General features: G+C 72.0%; 14 protein-coding genes. 6 read left to right on the top strand and 8 right to left on the bottom strand.

All coding sequences use genetic code 11. The features are described 5' to 3' along the window. Positions 1 to 15: 15 nt before the first annotated feature. The 4 genes from AB1578_03570 to AB1578_03555 form a co-directional block, all read right to left on the bottom strand. Positions 16 to 567 (bottom strand): hypothetical protein, encoded by a 552-nt coding sequence (locus tag AB1578_03570; GenBank protein MEW6486979.1) that lies wholly within the window; start codon positions 565 to 567, stop codon positions 16 to 18. 83 nt (positions 568 to 650) lie between these two features. Then, on the bottom strand, positions 651 to 3,827 hold the full coding sequence (locus AB1578_03565) for an SNF2-related protein (protein ID MEW6486978.1): 3,177 nt from the start codon (positions 3,825 to 3,827) through the stop codon (positions 651 to 653). A 197-nt stretch (positions 3,828 to 4,024) separates the two neighbouring features. Then, positions 4,025 to 4,693 (bottom strand): DUF1614 domain-containing protein, encoded by a 669-nt coding sequence (locus tag AB1578_03560; protein ID MEW6486977.1) that lies wholly within the window; start codon positions 4,691 to 4,693, stop codon positions 4,025 to 4,027. Further along, positions 4,690 to 5,466 (bottom strand): alpha/beta hydrolase, encoded by a 777-nt coding sequence (locus AB1578_03555; GenBank protein MEW6486976.1) that lies wholly within the window; start codon positions 5,464 to 5,466, stop codon positions 4,690 to 4,692. Before AB1578_03555 ends, AB1578_03560 begins: the two co-directional genes overlap by 4 nt. Positions 5,467 to 5,681: 215 nt before the next feature. On the opposite strand from AB1578_03555, the gene AB1578_03550 reads away from it, so the two are divergent. The 4 genes from AB1578_03550 to AB1578_03535 all read left to right on the top strand — a co-directional run bounded on the left by AB1578_03550 (position 5,682) and on the right by AB1578_03535 (position 8,545). Continuing rightward, positions 5,682 to 5,924: a DUF4911 domain-containing protein gene (locus tag AB1578_03550; protein ID MEW6486975.1), complete on the top strand. Its 243-nt coding sequence runs from the start codon at positions 5,682 to 5,684 to the stop codon at positions 5,922 to 5,924. Further along, the gene (locus AB1578_03545) at positions 5,921 to 6,202 is read left to right on the top strand and encodes an acylphosphatase (GenBank protein ID MEW6486974.1); all 282 of its coding nucleotides are present in this window, start codon (positions 5,921 to 5,923) and stop codon (positions 6,200 to 6,202) included. The genes AB1578_03550 and AB1578_03545 overlap by 4 nt, the downstream gene beginning before the upstream one ends. A gap of 14 nt (positions 6,203 to 6,216) precedes the next feature. Further along, a complete protein-coding gene (locus AB1578_03540) occupies positions 6,217 to 7,554 on the top strand; it encodes a cobyrinate a,c-diamide synthase (protein ID MEW6486973.1) in 1,338 nt (445 codons plus the stop codon). A 214-nt stretch (positions 7,555 to 7,768) separates the two neighbouring features. Then, the gene (locus AB1578_03535; protein ID MEW6486972.1) at positions 7,769 to 8,545 is read left to right on the top strand and encodes a dienelactone hydrolase family protein; all 777 of its coding nucleotides are present in this window, start codon (positions 7,769 to 7,771) and stop codon (positions 8,543 to 8,545) included. Positions 8,546 to 8,833: 288 nt separating this feature from the next. Here AB1578_03535 and AB1578_03530 read toward each other — a convergent pair whose 3' ends face one another. Genes AB1578_03530 through AB1578_03520 form a run of 3 tightly spaced genes read right to left on the bottom strand, consistent with a single transcriptional unit; the run spans position 8,834 to position 11,159 of the window. Beyond that, on the bottom strand, positions 8,834 to 10,192 hold the full coding sequence (locus AB1578_03530) for a M23 family metallopeptidase (GenBank protein ID MEW6486971.1): 1,359 nt from the start codon (positions 10,190 to 10,192) through the stop codon (positions 8,834 to 8,836). A gap of 58 nt (positions 10,193 to 10,250) precedes the next feature. Beyond that, positions 10,251 to 10,622 carry a hypothetical protein gene (locus AB1578_03525; GenBank protein ID MEW6486970.1) on the bottom strand — a complete coding sequence of 124 codons (372 nt, stop codon included), beginning with the start codon at positions 10,620 to 10,622 and terminating at the stop codon, positions 10,251 to 10,253. 27 nt (positions 10,623 to 10,649) lie between these two features. Then, positions 10,650 to 11,159 (bottom strand): hypothetical protein, encoded by a 510-nt coding sequence (locus tag AB1578_03520; GenBank protein MEW6486969.1) that lies wholly within the window; start codon positions 11,157 to 11,159, stop codon positions 10,650 to 10,652. Positions 11,160 to 11,697: 538 nt separating this feature from the next. Between AB1578_03520 and AB1578_03515 the strand changes: the two genes are divergently transcribed. Next, complete coding sequence (locus AB1578_03515; protein ID MEW6486968.1) at positions 11,698 to 12,501, top strand: methyltransferase; 804 nt, start codon at positions 11,698 to 11,700, stop codon at positions 12,499 to 12,501. 24 nt (positions 12,502 to 12,525) lie between these two features. On the opposite strand, the gene AB1578_03510 is transcribed toward AB1578_03515, so the two are convergent. After that, on the bottom strand, positions 12,526 to 12,702 hold the full coding sequence (locus AB1578_03510; protein MEW6486967.1) for a hypothetical protein: 177 nt from the start codon (positions 12,700 to 12,702) through the stop codon (positions 12,526 to 12,528). A gap of 270 nt (positions 12,703 to 12,972) precedes the next feature. On the opposite strand from AB1578_03510, the gene AB1578_03505 reads away from it, so the two are divergent. Beyond that, positions 12,973 to 14,045: nodulation protein NfeD (locus AB1578_03505; protein MEW6486966.1), on the top strand; the 1,073-nt coding region annotated here is incomplete at its 3' end.

Below are 14,045 nucleotides of genomic sequence, written 5' to 3'. Positions count from 1 at the left end.
CGACGGTCAGCCCAGTCAGAACTCCCGGCGCACTCCGGCGACCCAGAAGTCCGAGCCCCCGTGCATGCCGTCGAAGATTCCGAAGATGCCCGAGCGGTGGTGCTGGCGCAGCGAGAGGCTCCACCGCTCTGCCCCGGGCAGGGCCACGGTGATCTCGAAGAGCAGGTAGTTGAGAAGGCGGGTCGAGCGCCCCTGTCGCCGGATCTCCACCTCGGGCTCCCGGGTGCAGTAGGAGAGGCCGTCACCCACCGCCAGGCTGGTGGGCAGGTACCTGCCCCACGGGAAGGCGCGCCAGCGCAGGAGCACCAGGCCCACGCCCTCCAGGTGGGTTTGCATGCCCATGTGCTTGACTGCCTGCACCTCCGCCTCCCAGCGCGCCCACTCCCCGTGCCGGGCCACGGTGCGGGCGAGGGCGACGCCCGCAAGGTAGCTCTCGAAGGCCCCGGCTTTGAAGCCCGTCGTCTGCCAGATGTCGCCCTTGGAGGCCATGCCCCCGAAGACCGTGAGGTACGTCTCGGCGCCCGTCGCACCGGCGGGGGTGGCCGCCGCCAGGGCAAGCCAGAGCACCCAGGCCCTCCATCCCCGGAGGGAACGCGTGCGCCGCCGGGGTGTGGGGGGGCCCATCGTCGCGGGGTGGCTGGGGGGGCGGCTCATTCCTCGAACAGGGCCTCCAGGTCCTCGGGAGAGAGAGTTTCCGCCCAGGCCCGCTCGGAGCGGACCAGATCGTCGGTGAGGCGGCGTTTGCGCTCCTGGAGGGCGAGCACCTTCTCTTCCACCGTGCCCTTCGTGATGAGCTTGTAGGCGAAGACCTTTCGGGTCTGGCCGATGCGGTGGGTGCGGTCGGTGGCCTGGGTCTCCACGGCCGGGTTCCACCAGGGATCGGCCAGGATGACGTAGTCGGCGCCGGTGAGGTTGAGCCCCGTGCCCCCGGCCTTGAGGCTCACGAGGAATACCTTGACGGAGTCGTCCTCCTGGAACCGGCGCACCCGCTCTTCCCGGTCCCGGGTGTGGCCGTCCATGTACAGGTGGGCGATTCCCGCTTCCTCGAGCCACTGGCGCAGCACGCCCAGAACCTTGACGAATTGGCTGAACAGGAGGACCCGATGGCCTTCCTCCACCACCTCGGCGACGAACTCGCGCAGGAGGTCGAGCTTGGCCGAGGGGATTCCCTCGCCGACGCCCCCCGGCAGAATGGCGGGCACGCTGCACGCCTGACGCAGGCGCAGGAGCGCCTCCAGCACGGAGAAGCGAGCCCTGGAGATGCCCTGCTCCCGCACCTCCCGGAGCACCCGGTCGCGACTGGCCCGGAGCAGGGTGCGGTAGAGCCTCTCCTGCTCCTCCCCCATCTCGCACAGGAGCACGCTCTCCACCTTTTCGGGGAGGTCCCGGGCCACCTCGGACTTGAGGCGCCGGAGCAGAAAGGGCCGGATGCGGTGCCGCAGCGCTTCTCGGGCAGCTTCGTCGCCCCGGAGGATCGGCCGGGCAAAGCGCCGCGCGAACGCCCTCTCGGTGCCCAGCAGGCCCGGAGCCAGGAAGTGGAAGTGGCTCCACAGCTCTCCCAGGTGGTTCTCCAGGGGGGTGCCGGTCAGCGCCAGCCGGCACCGGCTCCCGAGGGCTTCCGCGGCCCTCGCCGTCTGGGTGGCGGCGTTCTTGATGGCCTGGGCCTCGTCGAGGATCACGTAGTTCCAAGCGATCTGCCCGAGTTGCGCCCCATCGCGGCGCAGGATGGCGTAGCTCGTGACCGCCAGGTCGCACGCCCCCAGGTCCGCCGCGCGCTCCCGGCGCTCGGCCCCGTGGTAGCGCACCACCCGGAGCGACGGGGCAAACCGGGCGGCCTCGGCCTCCCAGTTGGGCACCACCGAAGTGGGCGCAACCACCAGGGTCGGCCCCCGGCCCTGTTCGGCTTCGGCCAGCAGCAGGGCCAGGGCCTGTACGGTCTTTCCCAGCCCCATGTCGTCGGCCAGGATGCTTCCGAGCCCCAGCCGCCCGAGGCGCCGCAGCCACCGGTACCCCTCCACCTGGTAGGGGCGCAGGGTGGCGCGAAGGCCCGCCGGTACGGGGTCGGGGGGTGCGCCCCCGGGTTCGCCGTCCCCTCCTGCCAGGGCAGCGGTCACCTGCTCCCAAGCCGGCCGCCCCACCACCTCCCAGCCGTCGGCCCCCTCGAGGAGTTCCTGGACCACGGGGGCCAGGTGCAGGGGGAGCCGCCGGCCCCGGGTCCCCAGGGTCTCCAGGGCGGAGCCCACCCGGCGCCCCCAGTCTTCGGGGAGCAGGGCGTGGGCGCCGTTGCCCAGGCGCACGTATCGGCCGCCCCGCTTCAGGGCGCGCAGCAGGTCCTGGCTCGGCAGGGTCTCCCCGCCCGCTTCGGCCTCCAGGTCCAGATCCAGCCAGTCCACCCCCGCCGAGAGGCGAATCCGCAGGGCCGGGCCTGCCGGGGTGACCCGGTGGCGCTTGAGACCGTCGCGGCCGAAGACCGCCCACTCGCGGCTCAGGTCTTCCAGGTCCCGGTGGACGAAGTCCAGGGCCGCGTCGCCTGCGATCTCGAACCGCCCGGGCTCCACGGCCGCGAATCCCAGGGTACGCAACCGCACCGCACACCGGAACTCGGCCTCCAGGTCGCGCCGCAGCAGGGTGCGCTCACCGCCCGTGCCCACCCGGAGCACGGGCTCGGGGTTCTCGGCCGCCACCTCGAAGTCCCCGTAACCAAACCGCAGGGTCGCCACCAGGGCTCCGCCCTCTTCCGAGAGGTAGAGCCGGGGAGCCGCGGCCTCTCGGACCAGAAAGGACCGATCCCCCAGGTCCGGGGAGTCCACGACCACGCCCCGGCTCTCGAGCTCGGGCACCGTGCTCCCGAAGAAGACCGGGAAGTCCGCCTCGGGCACGTGGAGACGCCGCTCGGCCAGCGAGGCCAACGCCTCGGAGTCCTCGGGACCGAGGACCGGCCGTACCTCTCCTGCATCCTCCACCCAGGGGGGCACGGAGGCCACGACCCGCAGATGGGCGGGTTCCCAGGCAGCACCGTCCAGCTCGCGCCACCCCAGGCGCAGTTCCAGGCCGGTGCCCGTGGGTTCCAGCCCCAGGGCGAGGGTCACCGGCCGCGTGGAGACGGCGGCGGGCGCGCCGTCCGCGACCCAGCGCACCTCGCCGGCCCGGCTCAGGGCCCGCAGGACCCGGTCCGCCCGGTCCGGCCCCACCTCTACCGCGCCCTGGGCCGGCGGGCGCAGCGGGTCTGGGGCAACCCCAGGGCTCCCCAGGGCGGCCACCACCGCCTCGTCTTCCCGGGTTAGGCAGGCCGGGGGGGCCTGGGTGAGCCGGTCCCGGGTCAGGATGCGCCCCCGGCCGATGCCGCGGCTCGTGAATCGATGGAGCCGCCAGGAGAGCACCAGGGTCCACGAAGCCCCTCCCTCGCGCCGCAGGTCGAGCCAGTGGATCACCACGTCCTGGCCTGGCAGCGGCAGGCGCAGGGCACGGGTGGGCGCGAGCGCTTGGAGGAGGGGCCGCCACTGCCGGCTACGGGCCCGGAGGGCACCTTCGCCCTCGGCCCAGTTTCGGACCAGGGCGAGCACGTGGGCGCAGGGCCAGCCGCTTCCGGAGCAGTCGCAGCGGGCCTCGAGCCGGGTCGGGAGCACCGAGACCGAGACCCGGTGCATTGTTCCCCCGCTGTCGGCTACCGTGCCCGTCAGGTGCAGGCGCCCCGTCATCCTCCCTTCGTCGGTGAGGCGGACGCGGCGTTCCTGCCAGAGGGCGGCCCCCCGGCTGCGCTCCTCCGCCGGGGCGGTGCGCTCGAAGGACGCCAGGATGTCGCGGGGATGGGTCCAGGTGGGTTCCATGGTGCCCTGGGAACTGGGGAGCGGGTCGGGCCAACCGCCCATGATAGGGGAGGAGGGGTCCGGGAACAACCGTCCGCAAGGTCCTGTGACTCGCCTTCTGTGCGGTGCCAGAAGGCGCCACGTCCCACCGGTCGGGTCGTCCAGGCACCGGAAGGACCCGTCGCGCGCCGCACCGCCGTGCGCGGGGTCAGGATCGGTCAGGCGAGGAAGACCGCGAGAATTCCCGTGAGGAAGACCCCGTCGAAGGTGCCGGCTCCACCGATGGAGGCCACCGGGGCCCCCAGAATGGGGATCTGCCGCAGATGCAGGAGGTCGGCCCCCAGCAGGCACCCCAGGGTGCCCGCCACATAGGCCGCCGCGGCCGATTCACCGGGCGCCAGGAGTAGCGCCGCCGCAGCGGCGGCCAGCGGCGGGATGAACAGGGGGACCGCGATGCCGAACCCGGGGACGGGGCGGGCGAGCCGGTGCACCACCCAGGTTACGGCGGCGGTCGCGAGCAGGTAGCCCACGGGGTTCAGGGCGTGGCCGAGGAGGTACAGGGACAGGAGAGAAGGGATGACTGCTCCCCCCAGGTTTACGGCGAGCAGGGTTTGGGTGCGGCACCCCGGGTCCCGCAGGCGGAACCGGGAGGGCAGGCCCAGCAGGTGCCCCTGAACCGGCCGGCAGGGGCCGGCGAGCCGCCGCACCGGGATGTTGATCCCGCTTCCCAGGAGGCTCGCCAGGAGCACCAGGGGGACGACCCCCGGAGCGAGCCCCAGCCGCTCGAAGGCGGCGCCCAGGAGCCCCACCTGCACCAGGGCGAACGCGAAGGCGAGGAGCCCGGCCAGGACCAGGGAGAAGGCCAGGGCGAAAGGAAAGTGGATCATGGGGAAGTCTCCTCCCCGAAGCAGCGGTACCACAGGCGTGCGAGGGCGTCCGCGAGGGCTTCGGGCGCTTCCAGGAGCGGCATGTGTCCGCAGCCCGGGATGCGGGTGAGCTGGGCTCCGGGGATCTTGGCGGCCAACTCCTGGGAGAGGGGGAGCGGGGTGAGCACGTCGATGTCGCCGCATACCACCTCGGCCGGCACCCCGATGCCCGCCAGCTCCCGGTCCGAGAGCCCGTAGTTGGCGCAGGCCACGAAGTCGCCGTGCACCACCTCCGGTCCGGGAGCGGCCATGGTGCGGGCCGCCTCGCGCAGCAGCTCCTCGGCGGTGCCCCGGGCGAAGCAGAACCGAGCCAGGTTCTCCACGGTGCACGAAAACGCGGCGAGCGTCCCCTTGAGGATCCTGGGGTCCACGGGGAGGCGGGCGCCGGTGGAGACCGCCGCGATCCCCCGTAGACCAGGGGGCTCTCGCACCGCAAGGGTCAGGGCGACGGCTCCTCCCAGGGAGTGCCCGGCCACTGCGTACTCGCCGATCCCCCCCTGGCCCAGGGCGGTCTCCAGGAAGTCCGCATAGGCACCCACCGAGTCGCGCCCCGGCCCCGGCGCCCGGCCGTGGCCGGGCAGATCGAGGGCCAGGCTCGGGATTCCCGCGGCGCGCAATCGGCGGTCCACGGTTCCCCACAGCTTCCGGTCGCCCCCGGCCCCGTGGACCAGCACCAGGGCGCGCCCTTGCGGGTTGCCGGATTCCCGAGCCTGGGGGTGCTGTTGCTCGCCCACTCGATCCTCCTTTCGCGTCGAGATCCCTTCGTGTGCCCGGGCGACGAGGGGATAGGATACCAGGGGCCGCCCGAAGAGGACCACCCGCGGCCCGGACCGCGGCCCCGGGTGGTCCGAAGAAAGCGGGTGGTTCCTGGACGCACGCCTTCCTTGTGGTGCGGTGTGCCGTGTGGTAGACACGCGGCTTGCCCTTGCAGGCGGGAAAGGAGGGACCCATGGCCCCGGACGCGGGGGAGGTGTGGGTGGTCTGCCGCGTGCCGGTGCCGGACCTCGTGCGCCTGCGCTACACGCTGGAAGCCTACGAGGGGCTTTGTGTCGCCACGACCCTTCCGGGCGGTCTGGGCCGGGTGCGCCTTCTGACGAGCGCCGGGCTGCGCAGCGAGCTGGAAGGAGTCCTCGGCGCCCTCGCCGCCGAGATGCCCCTGGTGACGGAGCGCTGGGGGGAGGGCCTTCCGTGAACGCCGTGCGGGCGCGGGTGATGGTGGACGGACTCGTCCAGGGGGTGTGGTTTCGGGCGTCCACTCGGGACGTCGCCCGAGGCCTGGGGCTTGCCGGGTGGGTCCGCAACCTGGTGGACGGGGGGGTGGAGGCGGTGTTCGAGGGGCCCCGGGAGCGGGTCGAGGAGGCCGTTGCCTGGTGCCGCACCGGCCCGCCGGGAGCCCGGGTGGATCACTGCGACGTCATCTGGGAGGAGCCCGTGGGGGAGGGCGCCTTTTCCATCCGCTACGACCGATGAGGAGCGCCTTCCTGGTGGCGGCGCCCCACTCGGGCGCAGGCAAGACCACCGTGACGCTGGCGCTGCTGGCGGCCCTGGGGCGCCGCGGGCTCGCGGTGCAGCCCTTCAAGGTAGGCCCCGACTACCTCGATCCATCCCACCACCGCAGGCTGTGCGGCCGGCCGTCCCACAACCTGGACACGTGGATGATCCCCCCGGAAGCCAACCGGAGCATCTTCGCCCGGGCCGCCTGCACGGCCGACGTGGCCGTGGTGGAGGGGGTCATGGGACTCTTCGACGGCGTGGACGGCCGCCGGCCCGACGGTTCCAGCGCCGACCTGGCTGCCCTGCTGGGCCTCCCGGTCGTGCTGGTGGTGGACGCTCGGGCCATGGCCCGGAGCGCGGCCGCTCTGGTCCACGGGTTTGCCAGCTTCGACCCTCGGGTACGCCTGGCCGGGGTGATCTGGAACCGGGTGGGGAGCCCTTCCCACCGCCGCATCCTCGACGACGCCCTGGAGGACCGGGGCCTGCCCCGCTCCTTCGGGGCGGTGCCCCGGGAGGAGTCCGCTGCGCTGCCCGAGAGGCACCTGGGCCTCGTGACCCCCGAGGACGCCGACCTCCCCCCGGACATGGAGGCGCGCCTGGCCCGCCTCGCGGAGGACCACCTGGACCTCGGGGCGCTCCTCGACGCCACGGGGGCAACGTGCGCGCCCCAGGTCGGCGAACGCCCGGCTCCACGCCCCCGACCCCGGGCTCCCAGGCGGATCGGGGTGGCCCGGGACGCCGCATTTTGCTTCTACTATGAGGAGAACCTCGCCCTCCTGGCCGATGGGGGGGCGGAGCTGGTGTGGTTTCGGCCCGCCGAAGGCGACGGCGTGCCCCCGGGTCTCGACGGGCTCTACCTGGGGGGCGGGTACCCGGAGCTCCGGGCGAAGGCCCTGGGCGGCAACGAGGCGTTTCGGAGCGGGGCACGGGAGCTCCACTGTCGGGGGGTCCCCATCTACGCCGAGTGCGGGGGCTTCATGGCCCTGTGCGAGGGATTGGTGGATCTGGAGGGACGGCGCCATCCCATGGCGGGGATCTTCCCGACCGTGGCCCGGATGCGGGGCGAGCGCTTCCGCCTGGGATATCGGGAGATCGAGGTGCGAGGCGTTCCTGCACTGGAGGGGCAGCGGGCCCGGGGCCACGAGTTTCACTACTCCCACGTGGAGGACATGCCCGCCGCAGTTCCCCGGGTCTACCTGGTGCGGACTGCCCGGGGGGAAGAGCTGCCCCCCGAGGGGTACGCCCTGGGGGCGACCCTGGGCGGGTACGTGCACCTGCACTTCGCCTCGAACCCCGAGTTTGCGCTGCGCCTGTTTGGGTTGAGGTGAAGCGTGACGGGTGACGAGTGAAGGGTGACGGGGTTTTTCCCATAGGTCCCATGCGTCCCATAGGTCCCAGTGTTTTCGCACAGCGGCATGAACCAGAACACCACACCAAGCGTGAGGCGTGAAGCGGGAGGCGAAATGCCGCTGCCGAGCCTTCCTTGCCCTCCCGGGGGCGTGCGCTACCCTGGCGCGAACCCCATTCCTTTCGGAGGTCGCCATGAGACGCCTGGTGTGTGCCGCCCTGCTGACCCTGCTCGCCGTTCCCGCCCTCTCCGCCCTGGTCGCCGCCCCCGTGGAGTACCGGCACGGGGACGAGGTGCTCGAAGGTTATCTGGCCTACGATGACGCGCTGGCCGGCAAGCGCCCGGGCATTCTCGTGGTCCACGAGTGGTACGGCCTCAACGACTACACCCGCTCGCGCACCGAGCAGCTCGCCCGCATGGGCTACGTGGCGTTCGCCGCCGATATCTACGGCAAGGGCAAGCGGGCCGACGACGCCCAGGGGGCCCAGCACCTGGCAGGGGTGTTCTGGCAGGACCAGACCCTGCTGCGAGCCCGGGCCCAGGCGGGGCTCGACCAGCTGCGGGCCCATGCCCTGGTGGACCGGGATCGGGTCGTCGCGGTGGGGTACTGCTTCGGGGGAACCACCGTGCTGGAGCTCGCCCGGATCAGCGCGCCCGTCAAGGGGGTGGTGAGCTTCCACGGTGGGCTCAAGACGGCCCAGCCCGAGGCTACGGCGGGGGTGAAGCCCAAGGTGCTCGTGCTCCACGGGGCCGACGACCCCTTCATCCCGGCGGCCGACATCGCGGCGTTCCAGGAAGAGATGCGCCGGGGAGGCGCCGACTGGCAGATGGTCTTCTACGGGGGGGCCCAGCACAGTTTCTCCAACCCGGCCGCCGACGGCACCCTGCCGGGTGCGGTCTACGAGGAAAAGGCCGACCGGAGATCCTGGGAGCACATGAAGGTGTTCCTCTCGGAGCTCTTCCGCCCATAGCGGCCCCCCTACCTTGAATCCCCTCTCCCCCCGGCAGACGGGTCTGGGGAGAGGGCGCCCGCGTGGTCGGTCCTGTTTCGATCCGTGTGGGTTGGCGTCGCTCCTGCCCGTCGAGCCCAAGCACGCGGCGGTACGGTTGCGTCACCCGTAGGGGCGCACAGCCGTGCGCCTGCCATGGGGGCGGCCGTCGTCCTCCGTCGGGGCGGGCGCACGCTGTGCGCCCCTGCGCCCCCGGCCCCGCCGTATACCGGCCCCCATCCCACCCCCAATCCCAAACGGGAAGGGGGGTCAAGAGCCCTCCACCAGGTGCCCCAGCCCGGCGTCGCGCAGGGGGCCGGCGACCCGGTCCCGGATCCACTTGCCGTCCCACCACTCCACCGGCGTGACGGGCTGGCCGTGGAGGAGCACCTCGTAGTGGAGGTGGTCCCCCACGGCGAGGCCGGTGGTGCCGGTGCGGCCCAGCACCTGCGCCTTCTGCACCCGGCTCCCCTCCTGGACGTCGATGGACGAGAGGTGGCCATACAGGGTCTGGAGCCCCAGGCCGTGGTCGAGCACCACAGTGTTGCCGTAGATCGTGAGGGGACCGGTGAAGACCACCGTTCCCCCGTTGGCGGCGGGCACCGGGGCGCGCTGTACCGACGCCAGGTCGTAGCCCAGGTGGACCTGCCGGTCCACCTCCTTGCCCCCCCAACGGTACAGGCGCGTCTCCGCGAAGTTGGCGAAGACCTTGGTGTTGGGCGGCTGCAGGAAAGCGCCGCTCCACAGGGCTGCGGCCTGGGTCGAGCGTCCCAGTCGGCCGGTGGCCTCGGCGGCCTGGCGCCGCAGGTCCCGGTTCACCACGAGGAACGCCTCCAGGAGCTCCTCCTGGGTCGAGACGTTGCGCTGGGGCAGGAGCTCGGCCACCGCCCGAGACATGAAGTCGGCCCGAAGCTCGATGGTGTCGGTGGGGAAGCGTTTGGGGCGGATCTCGGCCGCGATGGCCCGGGTCGCGGTGTTGCCGGCTTCGTCCCGGGCGACCGCGGTCAGCGGGAAGGGGGCCGGTTGGTTCCAGGGTAGGGCGAAGAGCGCCACCAGCACGCCGGGCGGGGCTCCTTCCACGGGGAAGGCCGGCTGCTCCAGGCCGCCCGCGGCCACACCCGCCCATGAAGCATCCGGCGCGCGCAGCACCGCCACGCCGCTCCCTCCCTGGTCCAGGTACCGCGTAAAGGAGAGCACCTCCAGGGGGGGCGGAGTCGTGTCCACCGTGACCGGCTGGGCGAGGGCGAGCCCGTCCCGGGCCAGGGGCCTCCAGAAGGCATCCCACGCGAACACTCGGAGGACCGCCTCTCCTTCCTTGAGCCCGAGGGCGGCGGGCTCCACGCGAAACTCCACCCGCTGATCGAAGGGCGCTCCCGGGAAGGTTCGGGAGAAGACGACCGCGTCGGCTCCGCCCTGGACGATCCGTACCTCAACGCCTGCCAGACCGCCGCGGGCCGCCCGGAGCTCCAGCGCCAGGGGGGTCGCCTTGCCCAGGTACCGCGGCACAGGGAGGAAGTGCGCCGCGGGCCCCGGGGCCTTCTGGCGCCACGCGAGATACCCCCCAGCGCCGGCCGCCGCGAGAAAGAAGACGAGGAACAGGGGCCAGATCCGAAAGCCGCTTCGCGCCATGCCGTCACACGTCTCCGAAAACGAGGTCGTGAAAAACCAAGGACCGAAAACCCGTCGCCTACAGCTTCAGGCGGCTCCCCGCCTCGCGGCCAGGGATGACGATACGGGTCATCTCCTGGCGCCGCAGCTCCTCCGCGGCCGACAGCATCTCCTCCACGGCGCGGCTCAGGGCTTGGGGAAACCGGTCGATGGCCTCCTCCAGGGTCGCGGCTTCGATCGGGCACTGGATGGGAATCGGCCCGGCGGGCGACATGAGCTGGCTTTCCCCCAAGAACGCCGCCTTGCGGCCCAGGTCCGGGGAGCCGTCGGGGAGTACCGGCGTGAGCCGCCGAATCGACGCAACCTTGAGGTCGGTAAAGGTCTCTTCGCGAAACAGGTTGCCGCGATCCACCCGAATCTCGAGCTGCTCTGGCTGGTCCTCTGCGCCCATGGGGCTCTCCTTTCTCTGCACCGCGCGTCAGGGACGCTGCGGCGGGTTGTCTTCGACGAGGGTCCACACCTGTTCGCCGGCGAGCTCTCCCTGCATCTCCAGGGCCTGCACGACGGCATCCAGGGCTCTTCGATGGTGCTCCAACAGATCCCGAACCACGAGAAAGGCGTCGCGGGCCAGCTCATACCGGCCGATCGACCGCAGGCACCGCTCCGCGCGTCGCCAGTCCTCCTGGGAGTGGGGCCCGGGCTGGAGCCGCTCTCCGAAGAGGAGATCCTCCGCCGCGCTGCCGCCGAACCACACCAGGGACTCCCGCCAGGGGTTGGGCTTCCTGCCGGGCAGGGCCAGGGCGGCGGGGGGCTCGGCCAGGCGCACCCGGGGAGGACGGACCCCCCGTTCCCGGCACTCCTCGGCGAAGACCAGGCAGAACGTCAACGCCCTCCCGGCCTCGCGGCAGGCCGCCCGGCGCCGGCAAAGCCCCTGCTCGGCCGGGGAAGGGTGCACTCTCCCGCAGGGACACCGTCCGCCGTTCTTCATGGGAACCTCCCTCGTGGGAGTCGCTGGCATACTAACCGATCCGAGCTCCCGGTTCGACCCCCCTCGCGGCGCCGCCGCACCGGAACCGGCGGGAGTCCGGCTCGGGGATCCTCGGGGACCCGGGATCCTGAACCAGGAGTCCGGTGTGCAGATGGTACTCCGAGGGACGGCAAGGGGCCCCGGGGTGCAGCACGCACAGTCCACATCGAAATCGGTATCGCTATCGGTATCGGTATCGAAATCGCCCCCGCCTTCGAACGCGATTTCGATCTCGATCGGCGGACAGCGAAAGGGATGGTCCCGTCTCGGTGGTCCGAGGCGCAAGCCTCGCTGGGAACAGGGCGGCGGGCCAGGGCACGCAAGGGGCTCTTGCCCTCGCCTCCGGCCCCGCCGTACCCTGGGCCCATGGAAGGACCTGCCGCCACCGTGGGGATGACTCCCGTACCCTTCCGGGGGGCGGGGGATCTGGCGCGGCCCTTGTATGCTCTCGGGTTCGTGGGGCTCGATGGGTTTCATGCGTAGGAGGCCCGCCGGGTGGGTGCCCCCCGGCCCCGTTCCCCCGGGGGCCGGCGATGCCGGGGCCGTGCCGGGTCCCGGCGAGACCCTGGACTGCCTGAGCGGGCACTGGCGGATCTTCCAGCTTCGAAGCGGACACCGCTACTCTACCGACGACCTCCTCACGGCCTGGTACGCCGCGCGCGCGGTGCTCCGAGGGCACAAGCCGCCCCAGGCCGGTCTGGACCTGGGGTGCGGGGTCGGCTCGGTGGGGCTGCTGCTGCTCTGGCGCTTCCCCGGCCTGCGTCTGGTGGGGGTGGAGGCCCAGGAGGAGAGCGCTGCCCTGGCCCGGCGCAGCCTGCGGTACAACGGAGTCCAGGATCGGGCCGAGGTGCGCCAGGGGGATCTTCGCTGCCCTGGCATCCTGGGCCCCGGGGAGCGGTTCGAGCTCGTCACCGGGAGCCCGCCCTACCTGGCCCCGGGGGAAGGGCGGCGCAGCAGCGCGGCCCAGCGGGGCCCCTGCCGGTTCGAGGACCGGGGTGGGGTGCGCGACTACCTCCGGGTCGCCGAGGGGCACCTGGCCGCGGACGGACTCGTGGTGTGGGTTCACGCCACCCGCTACCGGGAGACCAGCCTGGAGGCGGCTCGCGCCGCGGGGCTTTCCCGGCTGCGGTACCGCCCGGTGGCGTTTCGCGAAGGCAGGGAAAGCCTGATCACGTTGTTCTGCGCCGCGCGGGGCGCAGGCGCCTCCACTGTGGAAGAAGCCCCCCTGGTGGTGCGTACCGCCTCCGGCGACTACTCGGCAGACTACGCCGCCGTGCGCCGGGAGATGGGTTTCCCCGCGTGAGGGGTTGGCGGGTCGGGAGTGGTCTCAGGCGGCCTGGCTGCGAGACAGGGTCTTGACTTCCCGCCACAGCCGCCGCTTTGCGTCGGGCCCGAAACCCTGCCGGTCGGCCCAGGCGTCGAAGGCCAGTCTCTTCTCCACCGACTGCACTCGGTAGTCGCGCAGAAACTTCTCGGCCAGGTAGGCGGTGTACTCGCGGGTCATGGTGCTTCCTCCGGTCTGACCACATGTGAGATAGTGAAAAAGAATACGAGTACATGGTAGGCGTTCTGAATTGCGTCGTCAAGGCAAACCGGCACCCGCATCTTTCCCCGTTTTCCAGTGCGGCACGCGCCCCGACGATTTGCCTCGGCCGGGGCCCCGTGAGAGAATCCTTCGCTCGGGCCCCTTCGTCATGGCCCTTGTGCAAATCGCAGGAACCCCGCAGGCGGCCGTGCCGCCTGCGGGGGGAAGACGCACGGCAAGGGGGCACCAATGGATGACCGAGGGACGAGGCGTGGGGGCAGGGCGACGGGCCATTCAGCCGTCTCCCGGCTGCGGTTCTTTGCCGTGCTCGCTTGCGCGGGGGCCCTTCTGGCGCTCCTGGGAGCAGTGCGCGCTGCGGACGAGGCTCCCGGGCCGCCCCCCGAGAGCTCTGCCCAGGAAACTCCTGCCCGGGCAGCCAGGCGGCCGGTCGTCTACGTCGCGCCCGTGGAAGGCGTCATCGACCTGGGTCTGGCGCCCTTCCTGAACCGGGTCCTGGCCCAAGCCGGGGCAGAAGACGCGTCGGCGGTCATCCTCGAGATCAACACCTTCGGCGGCCGGCTCGACGCCGCGGTGCTGATCCGCGACGCGCTCCTGGAGGCGCGTCTGCCCACCGTGGCGTTCATCAACCACCGGGCCATCTCGGCCGGCGCCCTCATTGCTCTAGCGACCGAGAAGATCGCCATGGCCGGGGGGTCGACCATCGGCGCCGCGACCCCGGTGGCGGTAGGGGCCCCGGGGGCAGAGGCCCCGCCGGTGGCGGAGAAGACCGTATCGTACGTGCGCAAGGAGTTTCGCGCCACGGCCGAGAGCCGGGGCAGGCCGCCCCTCATCGCCGAGGCCATGGTGGACGCCGACGTGGAGGTGCCCGAGCTCGTGGAGAAGGGCAAGCTCCTGACCCTCACCACCGAGGAGGCGCTCGCCCACGGCGTGGCGGATTTTCGGGTGGACTCCCTGGCCGATCTTCTCGCCCGGCTGGACCTTTCGGGCGCCGAAGTGCGCCGGCCCTCGCCCACCTGGGCCGAGAACCTGGTTCGGTTTCTCACACACCCCACGGTGAGCTCGCTCCTCATGAGCCTGGGGATACTGGGAATCCTCCTGGAGATCCGCACCCCCGGGTTCGGGGTGCCGGGTACCATCGGGATCGCGAGTCTTGCCCTCTTCTTCTGGGGCCACTGGCTGGTGCAGCTGGCCGGGTGGGAGGAGCTTCTCCTGGCGGTCGCCGGCATCGTGCTCCTGGCGGTGGAGGTCTTCATCCTCCCGGGTTTCGGGATCGCGGGGGTGCTGGGGGTCGTCGCGCTGGT

This window comes from Thermodesulfobacteriota bacterium, from assembly GCA_040756475.1.
Taxonomy (GTDB): Bacteria; Desulfobacterota; Deferrisomatia; order Deferrisomatales; family JACRMM01; genus JBFLZB01.
This window is presented reverse-complemented; position numbering and strand designations above follow the sequence as displayed.